Annotated in this window: 18 protein-coding genes and 4 pseudogenes; 4 read left to right on the top strand and 18 right to left on the bottom strand. The window is 37.4% G+C overall.

Annotation, left to right across the window (positions count from 1 at the left end):
- Positions 1 to 61 precede the first annotated feature (61 nt).
- Positions 62 to 238 (bottom strand): NAD(P)H-dependent oxidoreductase, encoded by a 177-nt coding sequence (locus ABES02_RS01690; RefSeq protein WP_430129978.1) that lies wholly within the window; start codon positions 236 to 238, stop codon positions 62 to 64.
- Between ABES02_RS01690 and ABES02_RS01695 the strand changes: the two are divergent.
- A pseudogene (locus ABES02_RS01695) lies at positions 236 to 346 on the top strand (DUF6262 family protein); the annotation flags it as partial. The gene ABES02_RS01690 and the pseudogene ABES02_RS01695 overlap by 3 nt on opposite strands.
- Positions 347 to 930: 584 nt before the next feature.
- Here the strand turns inward: ABES02_RS01695 and lpdA are convergent.
- The 9 genes and pseudogenes from lpdA to ABES02_RS01740 form a co-directional block, all read right to left on the bottom strand.
- Positions 931 to 2343 carry a dihydrolipoyl dehydrogenase gene (gene lpdA, locus ABES02_RS01700; RefSeq protein WP_430129910.1) on the bottom strand — a complete coding sequence of 471 codons (1413 nt, stop codon included), beginning with the start codon at positions 2341 to 2343 and terminating at the stop codon, positions 931 to 933.
- Positions 2344 to 2347: 4 nt separating this feature from the next.
- Positions 2348 to 2538: pseudogene (locus tag ABES02_RS01705) on the bottom strand (2-oxo acid dehydrogenase subunit E2); the annotation flags it as partial.
- Between the two features lie 53 nt (positions 2539 to 2591).
- The gene (locus ABES02_RS01710; protein ID WP_430129913.1) at positions 2592 to 3461 is read right to left on the bottom strand and encodes an alpha/beta fold hydrolase; all 870 of its coding nucleotides are present in this window, start codon (positions 3459 to 3461) and stop codon (positions 2592 to 2594) included.
- A 26-nt stretch (positions 3462 to 3487) separates the two neighbouring features.
- Entirely contained in the window at positions 3488 to 3985 is a 498-nt protein-coding gene (locus ABES02_RS01715; RefSeq protein WP_335543807.1) for a DinB family protein, read from the bottom strand.
- 47 nt (positions 3986 to 4032) lie between these two features.
- A complete protein-coding gene (gene fabF, locus ABES02_RS01720) occupies positions 4033 to 5274 on the bottom strand; it encodes a beta-ketoacyl-ACP synthase II (protein ID WP_430129915.1) in 1242 nt (413 codons plus the stop codon).
- A gap of 39 nt (positions 5275 to 5313) precedes the next feature.
- On the bottom strand, positions 5314 to 5742 hold the full coding sequence (locus ABES02_RS01725; protein ID WP_335694768.1) for a PaaI family thioesterase: 429 nt from the start codon (positions 5740 to 5742) through the stop codon (positions 5314 to 5316).
- Positions 5743 to 5913: 171 nt separating this feature from the next.
- On the bottom strand, positions 5914 to 6492 hold the full coding sequence (locus ABES02_RS01730) for a TetR/AcrR family transcriptional regulator (RefSeq protein WP_430129919.1): 579 nt from the start codon (positions 6490 to 6492) through the stop codon (positions 5914 to 5916).
- A gap of 386 nt (positions 6493 to 6878) precedes the next feature.
- Positions 6879 to 8096 carry an MFS transporter gene (locus ABES02_RS01735; protein ID WP_430129922.1) on the bottom strand — a complete coding sequence of 406 codons (1218 nt, stop codon included), beginning with the start codon at positions 8094 to 8096 and terminating at the stop codon, positions 6879 to 6881.
- Positions 8097 to 8355: 259 nt separating this feature from the next.
- Positions 8356 to 8715, bottom strand: a pseudogene (locus tag ABES02_RS01740) (class I SAM-dependent methyltransferase); the annotation flags it as partial.
- A gap of 591 nt (positions 8716 to 9306) precedes the next feature.
- On the opposite strand from ABES02_RS01740, the gene ABES02_RS01745 reads away from it, so the two are divergent.
- The gene (locus ABES02_RS01745; RefSeq protein ID WP_430129925.1) at positions 9307 to 13698 is read left to right on the top strand and encodes a S8 family serine peptidase; all 4392 of its coding nucleotides are present in this window, start codon (positions 9307 to 9309) and stop codon (positions 13696 to 13698) included.
- Positions 13699 to 13784: 86 nt separating this feature from the next.
- On the opposite strand, the gene ABES02_RS01750 is transcribed toward ABES02_RS01745, so the two are convergent.
- From ABES02_RS01750 to ABES02_RS01765, 4 genes are all read right to left on the bottom strand, one after another.
- Positions 13785 to 14276 (bottom strand): LysR family transcriptional regulator substrate-binding protein, encoded by a 492-nt coding sequence (locus ABES02_RS01750; RefSeq protein WP_430129928.1) that lies wholly within the window; start codon positions 14274 to 14276, stop codon positions 13785 to 13787.
- A gap of 11 nt (positions 14277 to 14287) precedes the next feature.
- A complete protein-coding gene (locus ABES02_RS01755; RefSeq protein WP_430129931.1) occupies positions 14288 to 14731 on the bottom strand; it encodes a LysR family transcriptional regulator in 444 nt (147 codons plus the stop codon).
- 618 nt (positions 14732 to 15349) lie between these two features.
- A complete protein-coding gene (locus ABES02_RS01760; protein WP_430129934.1) occupies positions 15350 to 16261 on the bottom strand; it encodes a LysR family transcriptional regulator in 912 nt (303 codons plus the stop codon).
- A gap of 300 nt (positions 16262 to 16561) precedes the next feature.
- Positions 16562 to 17161 carry a hydrolase gene (locus tag ABES02_RS01765; RefSeq protein ID WP_430129981.1) on the bottom strand — a complete coding sequence of 200 codons (600 nt, stop codon included), beginning with the start codon at positions 17159 to 17161 and terminating at the stop codon, positions 16562 to 16564.
- A gap of 742 nt (positions 17162 to 17903) precedes the next feature.
- On the opposite strand from ABES02_RS01765, the gene ABES02_RS01770 reads away from it, so the two are divergent.
- The gene (locus ABES02_RS01770; protein ID WP_430129936.1) at positions 17904 to 18224 is read left to right on the top strand and encodes a winged helix-turn-helix transcriptional regulator; all 321 of its coding nucleotides are present in this window, start codon (positions 17904 to 17906) and stop codon (positions 18222 to 18224) included.
- 65 nt (positions 18225 to 18289) lie between these two features.
- Here ABES02_RS01770 and ABES02_RS01775 read toward each other — a convergent pair.
- The 4 genes and pseudogenes from ABES02_RS01775 to ABES02_RS01790 form a co-directional block, all read right to left on the bottom strand.
- Positions 18290 to 18879: pseudogene (locus ABES02_RS01775) on the bottom strand (FGGY-family carbohydrate kinase); the annotation flags it as partial.
- A 342-nt stretch (positions 18880 to 19221) separates the two neighbouring features.
- Positions 19222 to 20547 carry a GntP family permease gene (locus tag ABES02_RS01780; protein ID WP_430129939.1) on the bottom strand — a complete coding sequence of 442 codons (1326 nt, stop codon included), beginning with the start codon at positions 20545 to 20547 and terminating at the stop codon, positions 19222 to 19224.
- Between the two features lie 101 nt (positions 20548 to 20648).
- Positions 20649 to 21542 carry a phosphogluconate dehydrogenase (NAD(+)-dependent, decarboxylating) gene (gnd, locus tag ABES02_RS01785; RefSeq protein WP_430129942.1) on the bottom strand — a complete coding sequence of 298 codons (894 nt, stop codon included), beginning with the start codon at positions 21540 to 21542 and terminating at the stop codon, positions 20649 to 20651.
- A gap of 27 nt (positions 21543 to 21569) precedes the next feature.
- Positions 21570 to 21704 (bottom strand): BA3454 family stress response protein, encoded by a 135-nt coding sequence (locus ABES02_RS01790; RefSeq protein WP_430129945.1) that lies wholly within the window; start codon positions 21702 to 21704, stop codon positions 21570 to 21572.
- A 619-nt stretch (positions 21705 to 22323) separates the two neighbouring features.
- On the opposite strand from ABES02_RS01790, the gene ABES02_RS01795 reads away from it, so the two are divergent.
- Positions 22324 to 23301 (top strand): 3-hydroxyacyl-CoA dehydrogenase NAD-binding domain-containing protein, encoded by a 978-nt coding sequence (locus ABES02_RS01795; RefSeq protein ID WP_430129948.1) that lies wholly within the window; start codon positions 22324 to 22326, stop codon positions 23299 to 23301.
- The last annotated feature ends 53 nt before the right edge of the window (positions 23302 to 23354 follow it).

Raw genomic sequence — 23354 nt, forward strand, 5'->3', positions numbered from 1 at the left:
TTCGAATTTGTCGACAGTCTGGATCCTTCTTTTAAGAAGGATTTTTGTTTTTCTTGTTCAACTAACGCATGCTTTTATACGGTGTCATAAAGGTCATACCGATAAATGGGTTCGAAGCCGTAGCCTGAATCGGCTTCAACAATTCCTCCATCGTGTAACGGTTGTAACCGGTAGGCTGATATGATTCCGCAGGACCGAATGTAGAAACCGCTACTCCCAGATGTTTGTCGCGTAAGATGCAATTATAGCATCTTTAAAACAGAAAAATAAGAAATTAGATGAAGAAAATAAAGAACTACGTGAGCAGTTAAAGTTTGCTTATGCAGAGGTTTATAAAAAAATCTGAGGGGAACACCGTTCCCTCCCTTCTTCAACTGGTTGTGTTAGTTGAAGTAGGAAAACGAAAGGCAAGCAACATATTAGTCATGGATAGTATGTTGCTTGCCTTATTTATTAATATTTTTCTAATTTTGGTCTTGATAAGAACGAGCCTATCATACCCACCACTCCAAGTAAAGTCCTATCTTTGTGTACGTTAAAAACTATAAATAATTACTGTATATAATGCTTCCACAAAGATAGAAAACTAATCTTTTTGTTATCATTAAAGACGTTGAATACGGTAGAAAAACATACTGAATATAAGCGCTCTTTTCTTGAATAACTAAAATAGAAATCTGGTACATTCCATATTTCATTGAACTCGCACCAATACGGTTAAATCTTTATGCCTTCCAAAATCATGATCTTAATTCGTCTTTTTATTTATAGTTTGTAAATCTACTATTTCAAAATGCTAAACTGTTATTAAAGGCTTCCTCAAATTTCTTAAACACTAAAACGGCATTTTATCCACCAAACCCGAAACCATTTGTGATGGCATAGTTTATTTCTGCTTGAATTGATTGGTTCGGTACATAATCCAATAAATTATTTAATGATATGAATTGGGGTTCCAAGTGCAACTTCGGCAGATTCCATTGTCATTTCTCCAAGTGTTGGATGGGCATGGATTGTCATAGCGATGTCTTCTGCAGTTATTCCTGTTTCAACAGCCAAACCTAACTCCGAAATGATATCTGATGCATTTGCTCCGGCAACTTGCGCTCCGATAACAAGTCCATCTTCTTTACGAGTTACAAGCTTAACGAACCCGTCTGTGCTGTCAATTGACAAGGCACGTCCATTTCCCGCATATGGGAATTTCCCAGCTACTACTTCAATACCTTCATCTTTTGCTTGTTGTTCAGTATAACCTACAGTTGCAAGCTCAGGGTCTGAAAATACGACTGCTGGAATACCTATATAATCAATTTCAGATGGATGCCCGGCAATCGCCTCAGCAGCAATTTTTGCTTCATAGAATGCCTTATGTGCTAATTGTGGACCTGGAACAACATCACCGATTGCATAAATACCAGGAACATTCGTTCGGCATTGCTTATCGATTTCAATAAGTCCACGGTCTGTCATTTTTACGCCTGCTTGTTCAAGACCTATTTCATCCGTATTCGGGCGGCGTCCGACCATTACAAACACATAATCAGCGTCTATTTTCTTTTCTTCACCTTTTACCTCAAAGGTTACAGTGACGCCATTTTCTGTTTCTTCTACACCTTTTGCCATTGCTTTAGTATAGAATTCTACACCTTTTTTCTTCATACTTTTCTTAACAACTGCAGACATTTGTTTCTCAAAACCTACGCCTAAAATTTCATCTGCACCCTCTAAAATCGTTACTTGAGTACCAAAGTTTGCATAGGCGCCGCCAAGTTCGATTCCGATAACACCGCCGCCAATAACAACGATTTTTTCAGGAATTTCATTTAAGCTGAGGGCACCAGTCGAATTTAGAACGCGTTTTGTATATTTAAATGTAGGCAACTCGATTGAACGCGATCCTGTTGCAATAATTGCATTTTTAAAGTTGTATGTTTGAGCATTTTTTTCGCCCATTACGCGTAATGAATTACTGTCTACAAAGAATGCTTCACCACGTACAATCTCGACTTTATTTCCTTTTAATAGTCCTTCGACACCGTCAGTTAACTTTTTCACTACACTAGCTTTCCACTCTTGTACCTTTGAAAAATCAACCTTTACATTCTCTGCTGTAATTCCATATGCATCCGAATGCTTAGCTGTTTCATAGCGGTGACCAGCGGCAATTAATGCCTTTGAAGGAATACAGCCGACATTACAACATACACCGCCCAAATATTCCTTTTCAACAATTGTTACTTTTTGTCCCAGCTGGGCAGCACGAATTGCTGCTACATAACCCCCAGGACCTGCACCGATGACTATAGTATCTGTTTCAATTGGGAAAACTCCGACAACCATTTACTTACGCCTCCATTAACAATTGTTTTGGGTCGTTTAATAATCGCTTAATATGATTCATTGCATTCTGCGCCTATAGCTCCGTCGATCATTCTGGAGTCGAATCTTAATGAAAGAGCAAGTACAGGAACTGCTACAATTTTTTCACCATCTCGATCAATTTGTTTTAATACGGCCAACCCCAAGAATAGCTACTGTTGAGTCATCTTTTTCATATTTATCCGATGTTAAAATATTAATTCAATTTGTTATTTAAGATTTTTATTAAGAAAAATATTTACATGTTCTGCAAACATTTCTGGATATTGGAATAGAAATCCATGGCCGGAATCCGGATAAATAATCAGTTGAGCATTCGGAATTCGTTGAGAGATGATATAAGAATTAACGGTAGGAATCATGATATCGTGATTTCCGTTGGCCACGAGCACTGGCTGCTTGATTTCTCCCAGTCGGTCGAATGTTGAAATCGTTCTCCATGCCCCGGCACCTTTGATTTGGGCTTGCACCGATTCCGGTTTTACAAGTGGCGCTCTTGATTCTTTTCTTCTGGCAAGACGCTCTAAATACGCTAAGCCTGCCGCTCTGCTCGTCTCGGTTTGCTCAAAGAACAAGTACAGGAAATCCTCGGCAACGTTAACCGGCTTGAACGCAACTTGAAATACTTCCGGTTTTCCGGCTTCCGTGCCTTCCCCGGTTCCTCCCCCCGTACCTGCCAAAATCAAGCGACGGACCAAATCCGGATGCTCTAACGCCACGATTTGAGCAATGTAACCGCCCATTGAAAATCCCAACAAGTCGACTTGTTTAAGTCCTAACGCTCGAATGAAAGCATATGCGTATTTCGCCGTTCCAAAGAACGACTCCGGTGTCTCTCCCGATGACAATCCTATGCCCGCGTTATCGAACAGTATGATCGTCCGTTCTCTTGCCAGTTCATTGATGAGAGCAGGATCCCAATCGTCTATCGTGCCTCTGAAACGTTGGCAGAAAACGAGCGGAACATCCGATGGTTTACCGAAAGTCCGATAAGCGAACCGAATGCCATCCGCTTCTATATAAGATGTTTCTACTGTTTCTGCAGTGAAAGTATTTAAATTTTGTTCTAAATTTTTCATTTTATATCATCCTCATAGTTTATTTTTTATTTATTAATCTCTGTGTTTGTATTTAAACGTTGAATCTCCCTTAATATATAGGTTGAAGTAGTTGAATGTTGTACTTCATGTATTGTTACAAACGCTAAAATATCCCCAATTGTTACAAACGATGTATCACGAATCAAAAATGGATCTTTCAACTTCTCATCTAATTTACCCATAAAGGTTGAATTTATATCGTCTAATTGTATTTTTAGTAGTTGAACCAATTCAACTTTTGAAGGTGGAGATAAAGTCCAGTCTGAAGGTTTTGTTCCGCCTTTAAAAAGTTCAATGAATCCATCAGGTAGCCTTGATGATCCCGTAATTCGTTTGAAAAGCATGCTATCCGTAATCGCAATGAAATGACCTATATTCCATCTGATTGTGTTATTAAACTGAATCGGCTGTATATCATAATACTCTTCTGACAAAGACTCAAATTTTCGGATATTATTTAAACGTACATAGTTTGCAGTTTTTAATATGGTATTCGAGCTCATGATAGCCCTCCTTATTTTTGTATTTTATATTATAGAAAGAGCTATATTTATAATCTATCATTGAATTTCTTAAATACTAAAACTGCATTATGTCCACCGAATCCGAATCCATTTGAAATCGCATAGTTTACTTCTGCATGAACTGGATGGTTTGGAACATAATCTAGATCACATTCTTCATCTGGATATTCATAGTTAATTGTAGGTGGAATTGTATTTTCCAAAATACTTTTAAGGGTGATGATTGCTTCAATTCCTCCAGCAGCTCCAAATAAGTGCCCTGTCATAGATTTAGTTGAACTTACTTTCAGTTTATATGCATGATCTCCAAATACACTCTTAATTGCTTTCGTTTCAGATTTGTCACCTTCAGGTGTGCTCGTGCCATGAGCATTGATGTAATCGACATCTATTGGTTGGATCTGTGCCATATTCAATGCGAGATTCATTGCTCGTTCTGCTCCATGAAAGTCAGGGGAAGTAATATGATAGGCATCAGTTGTTGATCCATAACCAATGATTTCGCCTAAAATAGTTGCCCCTCTTTTTTTCGCATGCTCATATTCCTCAAGTAACAAGATTCCTGCACCTTCCGACATCACAAAACCATCTCGTTGTTTGTCAAACGGTCTGCTAGCAGTCTCAGGTGAATCATTATTTGTAGACATTGCTTTCATCCTTGAGAAACCAGCATAGGCTAAAGGACTGATGGATGCCTCAGCTCCTCCTGCCAATATTGCGTCAGAATAGCCGTGACGAATGTTAAGAAAGGCTTCTCCAATTGCATGATTTCCTGTTGCACATGCAGAAACTGGTGCAAAGCTTGTTCCTTTGAAACCCGTTTTGATTGAAACAATTCCTACCGCCATATTGCTGATCATCATTGGTGCCATAAAAGGAGATACTTTTCTTGCTCCTTTTTCTAAAAGCGTTTTATGATTTTCTAACACAGTGTCTAATCCACCAATTCCTGAGCCAATAAATACTCCTAATCGATTTGGATCTGTTTTTTCGAGGTCTAGTCCTGCTTGATCTAATGCTTGTTTGACTGCAATATACGCATATTGAACAAATTTATCGTATTTACCTAACTCTTTTTTATCAAAATATTCTTCTGGAAAAAGTTTTTCGATATGGCCACCAATTTTTGTACTTATATCTTCATAGGCCTCGAACTCAACCTTTTTAATGCCAGATTTTGAAGCCTTGATATTTTTCCATAATGTGTCTACATCATTACCTAATGGTGATACTACACCATAACCAGTTATTACAACCCTGCGATTCATTAAGAACCTCCTTGAACAATTCTAGAGATTTTGCCATTGCTATCTATTTTTTGCATTTTCTCCTTTAAGCGTCATACATGTTGAACTTGCTTTCGCAACCAATGAATCTTTTTCATCATATATTGAGCACTCAATAAAACCGATGGTGCTTCCTTTTTTGACTACAACTGCATGTGCTGTTAATGTCGTCTTCCATATTGGTTTAAAATAATTGATATTTAATTCAACTGTCGTAAAGCTTTCATTTTCATTTAATAAAGTTGCATACGCAACTCCCATTGCTGCATCTGCCAGGTCACAAAGTATGCCACCAAAAACGGTTCCCATCGAATTGAAATGGTCTTCCTTTGTCTCAAGTTGAAATACAGTCTCTCCTCTATTAATCTCGATAGGATAAAAGCCGATTAATTTTGCAACAGGAGGAACAGAAATTTCCTTCTGTGAATTTAATTTAATGGTATTCTTCATTAAAATTCTCCTTTCAGTATTAAATATTATTTAAATACATAAACCTAAAATGAAAATAAAGAATGGATCATAGCAAAGTCACAAATTACTATGCAACTCACCTCTCTAAAAACATTTAACAAAAAGAACCGAACGGTCTGTTTTTATTTCAAAAAAATATGGAAATCGCAATTAGAAAAGAATTTCTATTAATTGCATATTTACCATATCTAAATAATTTTTATCTTTGTATAAACGACTAAGGGCTAAAGCTCCTTCTAATGAAGACAGAATGAAAACGGCCATCTTTTCTGGATCTATGTCACTTCCGATTTCATTTCGATTCTTTCCATGAATGATAATCGTTTTAATAAATTTGATTAAGACAGTAAATTCTTCTTTTATTGTATCCTCGAATTCAATATTTGAATCATCAGCTTCTATTGCTGCATTCATCAACGGGCATCCACCTATGACAATTTCATCTTGAGACAAAGTATTAAAAACGCTAATTAATGCTTTAAATTGATCATAAGCAGAATCTTTTGATGCAACTGCTTCTTTATAATTTTCTTTAAGGGTATTTAAAGAATGAGTAAACGAAGCTTCGGCCAATGTATCTTTATTTTCAAAATGATTATAAATACCACCCTTTTTTAAACCAGTGGCAGTCATTATATCAGAGATAGAGGTCGATTTATATCCATGTTTATTGAATAATGTAGATGATTTCTCAATGATATATTTTTTAGTTTGCTCACCTTTATTCATTTGCTACTTACCTCCTTTTTTCAAAAAAGAACAATTGGTCTTTTATTATTAAAACCTATTATTTAAGTATTGTCAATCTAACATTAACGTATTAATCCAAATTTCCTTAAAAAAAATCAGTAAAAAAAGAGCAATCCATCCTATCGTAGCGGATACTTAAATAGTTAAAGGAGATTGGAAAATTCTATTGCTATACTTTCTTCATTCCCAATAGACCCCCTAGTAATAATAACTGTTTGATTATTGAACTTTCCTGTCATACCTTCAATCCTTTCGACAATTTTCATATATCATACTTTCCCCTCATACTTTTTAACTAATACATGATTAAAACCATGAAGGAATTACCTTGTCAATATCCCTTAATCCTTCCCCTACTTTTATGCTCATCCAGACAATGGATTTTTCTGAACTGCCAATACTTCTTCCTTTTCGTTCTCTTTTACAAAACTAGTAATGATTAAGGTGCCAAGAAAAATGCATGAAGCAAGGATGTACGCACTTTGAATTCCACCAAATTTTTCAATAACCGCTCCTGCTAAGGATGGACCTATTAATTGGCCAATCGAATAGAATACTGACACAAATCCTAAGACGGCTGGAACTAGAGATGGACTTACTCGTTCGGCTGCCATAGATTGGATAAGTACCAAAAATCCTCCGAGTGAAAACGGAAATAAGATGGAAGCTGCTACAAAAGCAATAAGATGATGATTTAAGACAGGTAGAATTCCTGCAATCATGCAAAGGATCGATGCAATTAGTAAGGAATTTTTTCTTCCTATACGATCAGAAATCATTCCAAAAACTGGACTTCCTATAATGATAGATAACCCAGATAATGCAAATACATTTCCTGCAATTTTTTCACTGAAGCCTGAATCGATCATAAATGATGATTGGAAAAGTACTGGGATTAGGTAGCCCACTCCAACCAAGAAATAAATAATTCCGATTCGAATAATTTTTACATTTTTATATGCCTTGCTAATTGATTGATTTTGATTGTTTTTAGTATTCGTTTTGTTTTCTGTCTCTTTTAGTACGAACAATGATAAAAGTGTAACGATTAAGGAGATAATACCGAAAATCGTCCAAATTTCCCTCCACTCTAAAGATGGAAAGTAATCACTTAGATTGGTCGTTATTATTCCACTTAAAAGCATCCCCGAACCTACACCACTCAATAAAATCCCAAGAACAAGCCCTTTTTTATTGGCAAACTGAATAACCATTAGGGACATAAGTGGTGCAAATGCTAATGAACTTCCTGCCCCAAGTAGAAACATGATTAGCATGACAAAATAATATGATTTTGCAAATGAAAGAAGGAACAGACAAACTGTAACTAAAAATCCTCCGGCTAATACAATTTTCTTTATGCCAAACTTTTGGGCCAAAACGCCAATAAGTGTTGAGATGACCAAAAATCCAAGTGAAATGATCGTAGCTAAAAATCCTGCCTGAGCGTAGTTGATAGCTAAATCTTCTTGCATAGAAGGCATTAATACACCATAGGCTAATCTTGCAAATCCTGATGTCGCAATGACCAACAAGTAACCTGCTATTAGTTGAGAAAACATAGAACTTTTTTTACTCGCCATTATTTCACCCTCCAATAAAAAACCGTCCGGTCTGTTTTTGACCAAAAAAAAAATTTAAATCCAATTCTGTACTATAAAACATCTGATTTTAAAACATCGCTACTTCCTCAATCTTATTCAATTCACCTCCAGAAAAGAACTATCGGTCTGTTTTAATTTAACTACTTATTCGATAATAAGTCAATAAATTTTTAAGTATGTAAGATAAAGTTCTTGATTATAAAAATAAGGATAAATATTCCTTATTTTTATTTTAATAGTATAATATTTTATGGCTTGCAGCTGGATGGTCTTTAGGTCCAGGTCCTCCTACTTTCACTATATTTTGATAGGTTTCGTCTTGAAAAAACGCATCAGGAACACCACAACGAATATGCCCTGATGGTTTTAAAAATTTATAACAAACTTTAGCTACATCTACACCTTCTTCATAGGTAAGATGCTCCCATACATGCTCAGCTAAAATAGCTGAGATAGAATTATTATCAAATCTACTTTCCCAAGTAGTCTTATCTAATAAGTTAAGTTCATCTTCTTGTGTTTGAATCCATCCAGGATTATTGTTAAACGCTCCTGCACCTACTACTACTTTAATTTCATCTTGTTTTGTAACCAACACTTTCACCTCATAACAAATTTAGTTCATTTAATATTTTCTTTGTTTACTTAGTTGAGTAAACTTAGGTAATTTTTATGATTTAATATCAAAATGTTAGTGAAATTGACTGATCATTTGACACGTTAATTGACAACTATTTTTTAGAGTACAACAACAATTGTCCTATAAAATAATTACATCCTTTAGGTTGTCAATTCTCTATAAAAAGTTAAAAAAGCCTTTATATAAAAAGAAAAATGGCATAGTCAGTTCTTATGCCATTTCATGTGTCAATTTATCGTTTTGCACCTCCAAACGGAACCCTTTAATAGAAAAAGGATAGGTTTTTTTTGTTATTTTCTGCCGTTATTCTATTTCCCTTCTTCCAACCTTTTATAGGATCAAATAAATCCAAAATTGATTCAATCCCTCCTTCTACTCTTTATTGATAACTAAAATGAATCATTATCATAACGAGGATGTCATTTACCCCAAAAAAATATCGCCATATAATTACCTTAGCATTTGGAATAGTCTTAATTACGCCAATGTTATTAATAGTTTAATTTTGCTATCCTTAAATGCAATTCATATTAGAGGTGATTACATAAGATGAAAAAAAGAAATCAGTGGTTTAATGGGAGGACCGCAACCTGTATTGTCGCTTCAACCCTAGTACTCTCCAGTGCTAAATTTGCTTTTGTAGCTCCAACCGGTTTAGCACAGGGCATCAATGCCAATGAATCAATGACACGTGTTATTGTCGAAATGGACAGCGCACCTGTGATTCGAACCTTGCCGAAGTCAGAAAAGATAGGAGCTGCTTCCAAAACAACGGAAAGTAAGTTGAAAGAACAAACCGAGAGCTTGAAACAGTCACACGGGAAAGTGTTAAAAGTAATAAATGAAAAGAAGATTCCATTCAACAAGTCTCATGAATATACGTTTACCTTTAACGGCATTTCATTAAAAGTTCCCAAAAACAAATTGGATGAACTACGTTCAATTCCCGGCGTAAAAGCGGTGTATCCGGATCAGGAATATCACACGGACTTAGCCGACAGCGTACCTTTGATTGGTGCTCCTGACGTTTGGTCCATGCACGACCAAGAAAATCAAGGAGTTACAGGGAAAGGAGTGACGGTCGCTGTGATTGACACGGGCGTGGACTATAATCACCCTGACCTTGGCGGTGCGATCGGACCAGGGCACAAAGTACTTGGGGGATATGATTTTGTCAATCATGATAACGATCCGATGGACGACTACGGCCATGGAACCCATGTTGCCGGAATCATTGGGGCTCATGGTAAAGTGACCGGGGTGGCACCTGACGCTTCGATAACAGCCTATAAAGTCATGGACAATAACGGATCAGGAGATACATCCGATATCCTTGCCGGAATTGAAGCCTCTATTTCTCCAGACAATCCATACCCGGCAGATGTCATTAATATGAGCCTTAGTGGTCCAGGAGATGGCAGTGATCCCATCTCCCAAGCCGCCCAAAATGCGGTTGAAGCCGGTGTAGTTGTTGTAGCAGCAGCCGGGAATTCAGGCCCTGGATATGGAACAATTGGTGCTCCTGCTAATGCAGAGGGAGTACTTGCTGTCGGCGCAAGTACAAGTGGTATCAAAGTGCCTGACGCGAAAATGGTTGCCCCAGTTGAAGAGAATTTGTCCGTTACCCGCCTTGGGTTTACAGCAAATCCACCTGAAGCAGCCACCACCCGCGAGCTGATAGATGTTGGAGAAGGTGGACTGGAAAACTACGATGGATTAGATGTAAAAGGAAAGATTGTCCTAATTCAATTGCCTCAAGGTGCAACTGTACCGCAAGCTTTTTCAGAAGCGGTTACAGCTCAAGAAAAAGGGGCCGATGCTGTGCTCTTTTACCTGCCTGACCAACCTGCTGGCCCTGTTGTTAGAATAGGAGATACTATACCATCTCAATTTACATCCAATTCATCTGAAAAGTTACAAGCTCAAGATCAATTCCAGACAGATTCATCCCTGGACGGTCGGTTGGATACGTTGGCCGCAATGTTAATTACCGGAACAAAAGCTGGGGAATTAAAGTCCTACTTGGCCAAGGGACCCGTTAAAATCACGATTACAGGAAAAGACGCAACGGATCATATTGCTAACTTTAGTTCCCGTGGTAATTCCGACTTCCGAGCAAAGCCTGATTTAGTCGCTCCGGGTGTTGAAATCAATTCGACTTACATCAAGAAACAAGATGATGATACCGGTTACACCAGAATGAGCGGGACAAGCATGGCTGCCCCTCATGTGGCAGGTGCAGCTGCCCTCATAAAACAACTCCACCCTTCCTGGAAAGCTAGCGAGATTGCCAGTATTTTAAAAGAATCCGCGAAGCCGCTGGCATCATATGATGTGCTTACACAAGGTGCAGGAAGACTGGATGTAAAGGCTGCTGCGGAAACCAATGTCGTCGCCTCACCTAATGGCTTAAATTTTGGAATAGCTGATTTAAAAGATTCAGAGATTCATAGAAGTGCTTCGTTATCTTTAAACAATCACGGTGAAAAACCGGTTGATATGGATTTCACTGTTAATGACGATACAAAATCCGGAGCAGCCGTTACAGTGAATCCATCCCATATTCATATAGAACCAGGTCAGCAAGTCAATGTTGATGTGAACATCAACATGAATCGGCCGGATCAGGATACGGTTATTTCTGGATGGATAGAAGGAAATATCCAATCCGGAACAGAATGGCAGCATTTGCGTGAGCCATACCAGTTGACTGTACGGCATCTCCAAATCACTGCATCTCCCGATCCAATAGCATCCACAGTGAGTGGAACAGAAGCCTTCATATACAGTCCGGTTGATTTGTCACAAGCTCCAAAAGTGACTGTTCGAACTCCAAGTGGAAAGACAACTCAAGTGACTTCTGTCTTAGATCATGATCATTGGTGGCGAGTGCCCGTTCAGACTAGTGAAGTGGGAATATATCGGATTGATGCTAGCTCTACAGTTAAAGATTCCTCTAGTGAGGAATCTACGATAATAGGCTCTGGTTATGTGGAAAAATTACCAGCCGATAAGGAACATTCTTCCTCCTGGAAAGCTGTTGGACCTTACTCTAATGCAGGTCTAATGCATGTTGACCCAAAAAATCCTAAGGTCATGACGGTATTATCAACACAATCTCCTTCTATTTTCCGGACGGAGGATGGGGCAAAAACTTGGCATGAGTTTCGAAATTTTCCTGTCGCAGGAGGAGTGCCAACTGCACTCATCGTTAATCCTACTAATGAAAAAAATATTTATGTTCCTGTTAGGTCGAGGTCTAATGATCCAACGTATATAGGTAAGATATTCGCCAGCAAAGACGGTGGAATAACATGGAATACACTACCTTTTCCTAACATAGAAGTAACTGACTTAGTCATTGATGAGAGCGGGCAGAAACTGGTTGCTATTTCCGGCAATGAAGTATTTATCAGCTTAGACAGAGGGATGAACTGGGAGAAGTTGTCTGGCAATTGGCCATATCTTATTGGAGCACTTCTTCTTAATAACGACCTATACCTTTCAACATACAATGGTGTTTACGCTGTTAAAGATGTATTTTCTGGTTCGGCTACTCCTGTGAAATTGTTTCAGCCGCCTTTTAGAGGGGTACAGGATGTAGTAGGCAATCAGGATATCCTTATTGCACGTGCTACTTTTGGCGGTGGATTATACGCGTCCTATAACCAAGGTAAAGATTGGAATGAACTTACCCATGATCAAGTACCATTTCATGATGTATTTTGCGTTAAGATTCTCGATGGGGGTATTTATGTAGGAACTGGTTATGATGGAATCTGGGTAAGTCACGATTACGGAAAAACATGGGAATCTTGGAAACAACCGCTTCCAGGGTCTAGGTCCCTTGATATCGATTTTGCCTTAGGAGCAAAATCTTCTCCTAACGGGAATCGCCCAGTTTATGTTTCTTCAGATCAGGCTGGAATATATGAATCACTGAATAAAGGTGAAACATATAAACGGGTGGGTATTCCTGGAGCAACGGTTTATGACTTGGCTATTTCACGTAACACCAAAGGATACCAGTTACTTGCCGGAACTGATTCTAACACGTATCGGACAATGTTACCAGATCAAAATAAAGTTGATTCCTCCACTCTCGAATGGGGAGCGGCTCAAGGTGAAGGAATGTCAGGAGAACAAGTGTATCAGGTTGCAACGTCCCGAACAGAACCAAATGTCGTCTACAAGACGCGCTTTAGTGCGATTGGGACGATGAGTGTGTACCGAAGCAATGATGGAGGAGAAAACTGGGATTTGAAATTTGAAGATAATTTTATCTCTCTTGCCCTACTGGTTCATCCAGCCAACCCGAATGAAATCGTGATCCCATATATTATCCCAGGCAGTACCGTAACAGGTGTGTGGGTCAGCCAAGATGGTGGGGATAACTGGAAAAATATGAAGCAAGAACACAAGTTTACAGCCATAGCCGGTGATCCCAAAGATCCTAACCGGATTTGGGCAGGCGGAAACGACGGGCTATTTCTGTCCCAAGACATGGGCCAATCATTCCAAAAAATTCAAAACGTTCCTGTAAGCAGTATTGCGATTGACTCACACAATCCAGACCATTTAGTAGTGGGAGGAAACCATTTATATGTCAGTACAGATGGCGGGAAAACATTAGAAAAAGCAAAGTATGCTGAATCTGAGCTCAACATTTATGTCAATGATATCATCGTTTCCCCTACTAATCCTAAGGTCGTCTATGCAGCAACTGGTGCCTTTTATCAAGGGGGACAAGGAGGTCTCCTTAAGGGAGGTCGCGGTGTGTTAATGAGTGTGGATGGTGGGGAAACATGGACGAATATATCCGATGGCCTTGATAACAAAAATGCAACTGCCCTTGAACTATCATCAGACGAAGAATATTTGTTTGTCGGCACACAGGGCGGCAGTGTCCATCGGTTGAAAGTGTCAAATAATCAACGTTAAGTTCATCACTTAAACAGAAATCTTCTTATTCCCTTCCCCCATTCCGCTTCCTGGAATGGGGAAGTTTTTTTATGAGGGAAAATTCTTTAGAAAGTAAGTAAAATATTATCAGGATACACTCTCTCATTGAGTTTTGTCTTTTCCACATAAGCAACCAACAAGTCTATAAAACTTCTTGCAGCAGATCCAATATACTTTTCTTTATGATGTATAATTGCAATTTCGTTACATATAGTTGGGTTTTCTATTTTAATTATCTTTAGGGTTCCATCATTCTCCGAATCGAGAAGTGTTTTGGGAAGAATGGTTGCTCCAATTCCTGGTTTCACTAAACTCAATATTGATTTTACCTCTGTTAATTCTATGATTGGCTGGATGGCAAATCCAAGAGAGGCAAACGCAACATCAATTAATTTTCGACACTTGTGGTTTATTGGCCATAATACAAAAGACAGGTCCCTTATCTCTTCCAACTCCACTATATCCCTATCAGCCAATGGATGGTCATCTGAAACTGCCAAATAATATTCCTCATTATATAAAGGGATATTAGTTAACTGATCATTCTCTATAGGCATGACTGTCAAAGCTATATCAATTTCATTTCGAAAACCTTTTCATCAATGTTTTCTGACATAAAGATCTTTGTTTGCACTTGGGGCCACTTGCGATGAAGTTCTAAGAAAACGACGGATGCAAGCTGACTTAACTCTTCCGACATTGCCCCAATGATAAGTTTTCCTTTTTTTACATTTTGAAGCTCATCTATTTGTTCATAAACACTTTTTATATTGGAGAATATATTTCCAGATTGTTCTCGTAGGATTTCACCAGCTTCCGTGATGGCGATTTTTTTTCCTAAACGATCAAATAGACGGACTCCTAATTTATCTTCAAGGGTTCTCATTTGACGGCTCAAAGCTGGTTGTGAAATTCCTAATTTTTCTGCTGCCCTTGTGAAATGTAATTCCTCACATATAGCCAGGAAGTATTCCAATTCCCTTAATTCCATAATTCCCTTTCTCTCTTTCACCCATTTCAATACGCCTATCATTTTGAATGTTCATTTTCAAACATAAACAATATGATAATAGTAAAAATAGAGTAGAAAGCATCTCATGTGAACTTATTCACAATAATAGTTATACTATTTTCAATACAGAATAAACTTTAAACAATACATACTTTCTCGTAGGTACTTACAAATATTTAGATAATTCAACAATCCCTCTATTAGAACAACTCCTTTACTACTTTTAAAAACTCGGGAGTTAATACACATTATGAAAATAAATATTGACTTTCCATTATACAGAATTAGGCTCTTAGTCCACTTATTTATAATAAAGGATTTTAAAATTTTATAACCATCCAATCAATTGTTTTTTAAACCATCCATTTCACAAATAGAAAATAATAATGCTGTACTTCAACCTCCATTCCAACCTAGTAAAAATAAATAGGCAGTAAAACCCGATTAGGCTCAACTTCCTTTCCGATTAACTACCTTTCCATCAAAAGAAAATCTATTTTTGTAAATTTAAAAGAGCTACCTCAGTAGCCCTTAATAAAGCGATTAAAAATGGAATTAAAGTCCCTCACCCATTCCACTTCATGAATTGGGAAAGGTTTTTTAAAAAGGGAAAATTCTTTAGAAAGAAAGTAAAGTATTTTCAGGATGCACTCTCTCATTCAGTTTTGTTTTTTTCACATGAGTAACCAAAAAGTCTATAAAACTTCTTGCTGCAGATCCAATATATTTTTCTTTATGATGGACAATGGCAATTTCGTTACAAATTGTTGGGTTTTCTATTTTAATTACCTTTAGAGTCTCACCTTTCTCCGAATCGAGAAGTGTTTGGGGAAGAATGGTTGCTCCCATACCTGCCTTCACTAAACTCAATATAGATTTTACCTCTGTTAATTCGATAATTGGCTGGTTGGAAAATCCTACTGAGGTAAAGGCATCATCAATTAACTTTCGGCACTTGTGGTTTTTTGGACATAACACAAGTGACAGGTCCCTTATCTCTTCCAACTCCACTATATCCCTATCAGCCAATGGATGGTCATCTGAAACTGCCAAATAATATTCTTCACTATATAAAGGGATATTAGTTAGCTGATCATTCTCTATAGGCATGACTGACAAAGCTATATCAATTTCATTTCGAAAAACCTTTTCATCAATGTTATCTGACATAAAAATCTTTGTTTGCACTTGGGGCCACTTGCGATGAAGTTCTAAGAAAACAACGGATGCAAGCTGACTTAACTCTTCCGACATTGCTCCAATGATAAGTTTTCCTTTTTTTACCTTTTGGAGCTCTTCTATTTGTTCATAAACACTTTTTATATTGGAGAATATTATTCCAGACTGTTCTAGTAGAATTTCACCAGCTTCTGTGATGGCGATTTTTTTTCCTAAACGATCAAATAAACGGACTCCTAATTTATCTTCAAGAGTTCTCATTTGACGGCTCAAAGCAGGTTGTGAAATTCCTAATTTTTCTGCTGCCCTAGTGAAATGTAATTCCTCACATATAGCCATAAAGTATTCCAATTCCCTAAATTCCATAATTCCCCTTCTCTCTATCGCCTATTTCAATTCCTTTTCGCAGTTGGTAAAAAACAAAAATCAAAAGGTAACGCTTTCAAAATAATGTCTTTATTTTCTTCTTATTTATTGTAGAACACTAGGTATATAACCTCAATGAAATGATATTACGCAAATTTATCCAATACTTATCTAGAATTGAAACCCTGGTTAATTGGGCGATTTATTGTACCTATTTGGAAAAATACCTCTCCAATGAATGGAAAAACCTCCCTATCATTGATAGGAAGGTAATTTTCATTTTAATTATTTGCCTTCACCAGTGTTGAACATTTCTTTTGCGTATTCGATACCTAAACCATATGCACCGCCGTGTTCTTTTGCAATGGATAGTACTTGATCATAAGTTGCTTGATTTGCCCAGTCGCGTTGTAATTCCAGCATATATTGCATCCATGTGATTGGTGTAGCACCAGCTTGTACCATACGTTCAACCGCCATATTGTGTGCTTGATCCGTCACACCGCCAGAAGCGTCCGTTACCACGTAAACTTCATAACCATCATTAAGTGCTTCTAAAACTGGCATCACGACACAAACTTCAGTCCAAAGACCAGCAACGACGATTTTTTTCTTTCCAGTATCTTTAATGGCTTGTACTACGTTTTTATCATCCCAAGCATTCATAGATGTACGATCATAAATTTTTTGATCTGGGAACACTTTTTTAATCTCTGGGAAGATTGAACCACTGAATGACTTAGAAGCGACTGTTGTTAATACGGTTGGAACCTTGAACGTCTTAGCCGCTTCCGCCAATCCCGCTACATTATTACGTAGTGTTGCCACATCGATTGACTTAGTTCCAAAAGCCATCTGAGGCTGGTGGTCAATCATTAATAACATATGATTGCTTGGTGTTAATAATTTAGAAGTAGATTGGTCATCTACCTTTACTGGTTGATTTTCATTTGTTGATGCTTTTGTCACTGAACTATGTGTTAATTCTACTGCCCCTACTGCACCTACAGCAACTGATAAAGCCATTCCTACAGCTGCTAATTTTTTAAATACGGATTTCATCTTCTGAACCTCTCCCTTTATATATTTATAGTAATTTTTCAAAACATGTTTAATCTAAGGTCTGCAAAATATTTCGAATTAAGATATCTCGAATTTGAGATATTTAGGTAAAAAAATTAATCCTATTTACCTTCATTAGAATTTAACATTTCTTGTGTATACTATCCCTCTTATGTTCAGTCACGTTCCGTCACAATTGCTAATTTTTAAATTAGAGATTTTCTCCCTTTCCCCCCCTTAATTTATATGTAGTAATTGTTTAGGAACCACCCTTACTCTTCTCCTCCTCTTATTTAATTTTTCTCGAATAATATATTTTGAATCAAACAATCTTGAAATTGAATATTTTAATTTCGAGATAATTTTAGTATAAATAATTAAAAAGATTTGTCAACCATTGAATTAAAAAATAAATTAATTGATGGTTACTTTTTTATACAAGTTTACTTTAAATCTTAATTGGTTAAATCTTTATTTATTAGTGTATTTGCGATATAATCATTTATAGCGAAGAAATACCTTGTTACTTTTAGTACACAATTATTTCAAATTGGAGGTGTTTATCTTGAGTGAGAAGGAAACACAGGATAAAGTATGTTCAAAGGTTGAAGAATCGTACAATATTATCGGAAAAAAATGGATGGGTTTAATTATCCATACTCTAATGGAAGAACCAAAACGGTTTAGTGAAATCCATGCTTATATTCCTGATTTAAGTAAGAGAATGCTTAACGAACGAATGAAGGAACTTGAGAATTGCGGAATCGTTCTAAGAAATGTAATTACAGATCGCCCGGTACGAACAGAGTATTCACTTACAAAGAAAGGGACGGAATTAGGAAGAGCCCTAAAGACAGTAGATGAATGGGCTGATAAATGGCTATAAAGTGAAACTTCAATTAAACAAGAATGGCAAGCCACATCTTCCAAGATGTGGCTTTGCCATTCAAATTAACTTTCTAAATCCTTCTTTTGAAAAGCAGGAATACTTTCGTACTCTTCTTTTGAAAGTCGAGAAAGTCGAATGTAGATAGGAGCTAATTCTATATATATTTCCACATTCTCTATATTTGGTTCATGATAATGGGTAGCCCCTACCATTTCCGAAACTACATGTAATGTATTAATTTCTCCAAGACTATATAAACCTAATATCGCAGCTCCCAAGCAAGAAATTTCAATACTTTAGGGTTCATGCACATCTTGATGGAAAATATCCGCCATCAATTGTCTCTATATCGGTGATCTTGCAATACCTCCGGTTGCTTGAATTTTCTTCGTCTCTCCTATCAATTCTTTTAAGGCAAGAAGAACAGCGTATAAATTAAAGATAATCCCTTCCAAAACCGCGCGGAAAAGATGTTCTTTTTTATGATGCAAGTCCCATTCCAAAGAAAGATCCCCTTTCATTTGTATCCCATAAAGGAGCTATTTCCATTGCTAAGTACGGGTGGAATAATAAGCCGTCAGATATAGGATTCACTTTTGCTGCAATTTCCGTCAGTAACTTCATACGGGTCCTTTCCTAACAGCTTTGAAAGTGGGGAAATCGGATGAATGGGCGTCCCGGTGCGAAGATTGATTTCATGCCAGTTCATTTCATTCCGCCCACTTTGCGCTTCTATTGTCCGCCCAAGTGATACATATGGTTAACGGCTTTCCCTATTTATTAACAGCAATACAATATGCATCGCTGAACTAAAGGAAACAAAAAGAACATCACTAGGCTGGACATTTCTTGCTTGTCCAACTTTCTTCCTCCTTACAAAGGATTTTTACTGCTTTCAAATAAAGGAGAGAAGCTCAAAATGAGCTTCTCTCCTTGATGTAAAACAATTATAGATGTGGTACTGAAACTTCCTCTATAGTAAGTATTATTGTTTTTAAACAAACAAATTAATCAATAAAACACCGCCAAAAGCAACAAATGAAAGTATGGTCTCCAGCACTGTCCACGTTTTAAAGGTTTCTTTCACAGATAATCCCAGGTATTCTTTTACCATCCAGAATCCAGCATCGTTGACATGTGAGAACATCAATGATCCTGCACCTGTCGCGATAACAAGCAATTCCAGATTCACACCTGACATGTGTTGGACAACTGGTGAAACGATACCGGCTGCCGTTGTTAAGGCAACCGTTGCTGAACCTGTCGCAATGCGAATTAATCCAGCTATCAAAAATGCCAAAACAAGAGGTGAAAGTGATAAATGTTCGGACATTTGAGCAATGGTTGTACCAACACCACTTTCGATAAGAATTTGCTTAAATCCACCGCCGGCCCCTATAATTGCAAGGATTGAACCAACTGGCAGCAGGCTTTCTTCTGTAAATTTTTTAATAGCTGTTTTATCCATGCCTTGACGAAAACCGAGAAAGAAGAATGCGGTAAAACTAGCAATCAATAGCGCAATAACAGGACTTCCAATTAATGTTAAGATTTTCATCAAGCCGGCAGGCAGTGACATATACGGTGCAATAGCTGATAATATCATTAATAATACTGGTAATAAAATAACAAAGAATGAAATTCCTGTTCCTGGTAGTTTTTTCGCCGCCGTATTAATACGAATCAACTCTGGCTCTCCTTCAGGAGTCACCCGTTTATGAACCCACTTTGCAAATAATGGACCTGCGATGATGGCTGCAGGCAACGCAATGATTAGTGAGTAGAGCAGCACTTTTCCAAGATTAGCCTTATATATCCCTATTGCGGCCATTGCCCCTGGGTGCGGCGGTACAAGACCATGTACGATGGATAGTCCAGTAATGGCCGGTAATGCGATTAATAATATATTTTGTTTCGTTGTTTTATGAATTGAGAGGACTAAAGGTAATAAAATTAAAATACCAACTTCAAAGAACACCGGGATTCCGATAATAAAACCGGAAAGCAGCATAGCCCATGGTAATTTCTTGACACCAAAGGATCGAACGAAGAAATTTGCTACTTGCATTCCTGCACCTGATTCAGCCATCATCTTTCCTAAAATCGTACCTAACGCCAAAATTCCAACTAAGTGACCTAGAACATTCCCAACCCCGGTTTCATAGGCACTAACAATTTTATCCATTGATAAACCAGCCATAATGGCTAAGAACAAACTCGCAACGGTTAAACTAATAAATGCATGCCATTTCCACCAAGATACTCCCAAAACAACAATCACAATTGCCGCCAATGTTACGAGCAGTAAATACGTATCCATAATTCACCTTCCAAATTTACTTAGATTATCTATTTCATTTTCATTATGTTGTATATATGATAGTGTGTTTAAGTATTTAAAAAGAAATACAGGATTAACACTTATTTCTTTACCACTGCATGTCCACCAAACTCATTTCGCAGGGCTGCCACGACTTTCCCAGTAAATGTATCGTTCTCTAGTGAACGATAGCGCATCAATAAGGACATTGCGATAACAGGAGTAGCAGCTTGAAGATCCAAAGCTGTTTCAACTGTCCATTTTCCTTCACCTGAAGATTGCATAACCCCTTTGATTTCATCCAAATGCGCATCTTTAGAAAAGGCATTTTCTGTTAATTCCATTAGCCATGAGCGAATGACGGAACCATGATTCCACACTCTTGCGACCTTTTCATAATCATAGTTATACTCACTCTTATTTAATACCTCAAACCCTTCGCCGATGGCAGCCATCATTCCATATTCAATTCCGTTATGGACCATTTTCAAGAAGTGACCACTTCCGGCTTGCCCTGCATACAAATATCCATTTTCCACAGCAGTATCACGGAAAATAGATTCCACAATATTCCATGCCTCTTGATCTCCTCCAACCATGTAAGAAGCTCCATTTCGGGCACCTTCCATCCCGCCAGATGTTCCTGCATCCATAAAGTGGACTCCAAGTTCTCTCAGTTGGTTATAACGAAGAACCGACTGTTTATAATGGGAATTACCAGCTTCAATCACTATGTCACCTTTTGTTAAAAAAGGTGTAATCTCTTCAATTACCGAATCAACCACAGAGTGTGGAACCATAATCCAAAGAACTCTTGGTGTTTCCAAAGATTGAATTAGTTCCTTTAAGCTGGATGTGGCTTTAGCTCCGTATTTTCTCATTTCTTCAACTGAGTCAGAATTTAAATCAAATGCTACTACCTCGTAATTATGATCCAATAGATTTTGTCCTAAATTTAATCCCATTTTCCCTAATCCGATTAATCCAACTTGCATACCAATTTCCTCCTCAAATTTTATTTATTATTTCGCCCATTGTTTTCTAACTTGTTTTTCAGCCAAACGTAAGATCTCTTGTTCTGAAACCTCTTTATCGGCAATAACATTTGTTAGATAATTTTTCCCTTGAAATCTGACGGTAACAGTTATTTCCATCATGTTTAGCCCTCCTTTCTAAAATGTAAATTAAGTAGAGACTTCTAACCTAAAATCCATTTCCGAGTGTCACAATTAATGACAAATAGAATTCATCGAAAAAGGATATTCCAAGTAGTGAAATTGCTATATCTACCGTTATCGGATAATCAATTAAGAATCATAGCGAGTGTCAGTGTTTATGAAAAATATCTCCATTCATGAGTTATGAAACAGATTCAAAAGATACACTAACCGTGAAAGTTCACCTTTTATTTTGGTAACTTTTTTATATAAGGTTATTTTTCGTAACCATAATAACTCCAGAAACATTTATTGTCAAATAAAAATTTTTATTAATTACTGGGCTTTATTAAAACCTTATTAATTCTCTAATTATTATGTTGAAATCAATTTTAAAGATAAATATTTCAATAAATTTCTTAAAGATTTATTTTTGTTTAATTTAGTTACCACAAGTAAGTTGGATATTTATAATAGGTATAAAAATCAGCGTAGCTTTTTATGTTATTAGGTGGTTTGTGAACTATTTGAACTAGTAGAAGAATAAAGGATTCTCTATGGGTAAAAAATATCATTGACTTCAGCCTTATAAAAATTATCGAAAGGAAACATATAAGCTATGAATACGATAAATAAACAAACTAACAGTCCCCTGTTACCAGAAGATCTACGTAGATTCAACCCTGTTACGGTTATCGGAGCCGGTGTTATTGGGATTTCGTGGACAGCCTTATTTCTTGCAAAAGGGTTAGAGGTTCGAGTTAACGATGTTCGTCCTAATCTGGAGGAAGTTGTGCATGCAGGAATAAAACAGATTATCCCAACGTTACGTGAACTTGGACTACCAACTGAAGGCCTAACTGATCGACTAATTATTGAGCAAAACCTGGAACGTGCACTTGACGGTGCCGCTGTTGTACAAGAAAACGGCCCTGAACGTATAGGCTTTAAACAGGATTTATACACTCAAATCGAACAATTTGTGAGTAAAGAAACATTATTGTTGTCATCCTCATCGGGTTTAAAAGCAAGCGATATAGCAGAGAAAATGAATAATCCAGAACAAATGTTGATCGGCCATCCTTTTAATCCACCACATCTTGTCCCATTGGTTGAGATTGTGCCTGGGAAAAATACGGCTTCTAGTGCAGTTGAAAAAGCTGTGTCTTTTTATGAAGCGTTAGGTAAGCACCCACTTGTGCTGAAGAAAGAAATACCTGGATTTGTAGCGAACCGTCTCCAATCCGCATTATTTCGGGAGGCCATTCATTTGGTATTAGAAGGAGTAGTTTCGATCAAGGATCTTGATGAAATTGTAACAAGCTCGATTGGTCTTCGATGGGCAGCAGGTGGTCCATTCTTGACTTTCCACCTGGGAGGTGGAAAAGGAGGATTCCCTGCCTTTCTCCAACACCTAGGTCCTGGAATGGAGGCACTTTGGGATAACCTTGGTAGTCCACGACTTGATGAAACTACGATTCGATCATTATCCGAACAGGCTAACTCTACTTTTGACAACACCTCTGAAAAGCAGCTCGAAGAAGAGCGTGATCGTCGACAATTATCCGTACTCCATGCACTTAATGAGATAAAGTAAATACGCCTATTTACACTATTTAAAAAAAGGAATGGATTGCCATGTTCTTTCAC

The organism is Neobacillus pocheonensis, from assembly GCF_050477905.1.
Taxonomy (GTDB): domain Bacteria; phylum Bacillota; class Bacilli; order Bacillales; family Cytobacillaceae; genus Neobacillus; species Neobacillus pocheonensis_A.

Bases quoted from the DNA above. Each gene is read 5' to 3' on its own strand.
- ABES02_RS01735 (WP_430129922.1), bottom strand. From the start codon at position 8,096: ATGGCGAGTAAAAAAAGTTCTATGTTTTCTCAACTAATAGCAGGTTAC.
- lpdA (WP_430129910.1), bottom strand. From the start codon at position 2,343: ATGGTTGTCGGAGTTTTCCCAATTGAAACAGATACTATAGTCATCGGT.
- ABES02_RS01790 (WP_430129945.1), bottom strand. From the start codon at position 21,704: ATGATGGAAATAACTGTTACCGTCAGATTTCAAGGGAAAAATTATCTA.
- ABES02_RS01730 (WP_430129919.1), bottom strand. From the start codon at position 6,492: ATGAATAAAGGTGAGCAAACTAAAAAATATATCATTGAGAAATCATCT.
- ABES02_RS01715 (WP_335543807.1), bottom strand. From the start codon at position 3,985: ATGAGCTCGAATACCATATTAAAAACTGCAAACTATGTACGTTTAAAT.
- ABES02_RS01725 (WP_335694768.1), bottom strand. From the start codon at position 5,742: ATGAAGAATACCATTAAATTAAATTCACAGAAGGAAATTTCTGTTCCT.
- ABES02_RS01780 (WP_430129939.1), bottom strand. From the start codon at position 20,547: ATGGATACGTATTTACTGCTCGTAACATTGGCGGCAATTGTGATTGTT.
- gnd (WP_430129942.1), bottom strand. From the start codon at position 21,542: ATGCAAGTTGGATTAATCGGATTAGGGAAAATGGGATTAAATTTAGGA.
- ABES02_RS01765 (WP_430129981.1), bottom strand. From the start codon at position 17,161: ATGTTATTAATGATTGACCACCAGCCTCAGATGGCTTTTGGAACTAAG.
- ABES02_RS01745 (WP_430129925.1), top strand. From the start codon at position 9,307: ATGAAAAAAAGAAATCAGTGGTTTAATGGGAGGACCGCAACCTGTATT.
- ABES02_RS01750 (WP_430129928.1), bottom strand. From the start codon at position 14,276: ATGCCTATAGAGAATGATCAGTTAACTAATATCCCTTTATATAATGAG.
- ABES02_RS01795 (WP_430129948.1), top strand. From the start codon at position 22,324: ATGAATACGATAAATAAACAAACTAACAGTCCCCTGTTACCAGAAGAT.
- ABES02_RS01710 (WP_430129913.1), bottom strand. From the start codon at position 3,461: ATGAAAAATTTAGAACAAAATTTAAATACTTTCACTGCAGAAACAGTA.
- fabF (WP_430129915.1), bottom strand. From the start codon at position 5,274: ATGAATCGCAGGGTTGTAATAACTGGTTATGGTGTAGTATCACCATTA.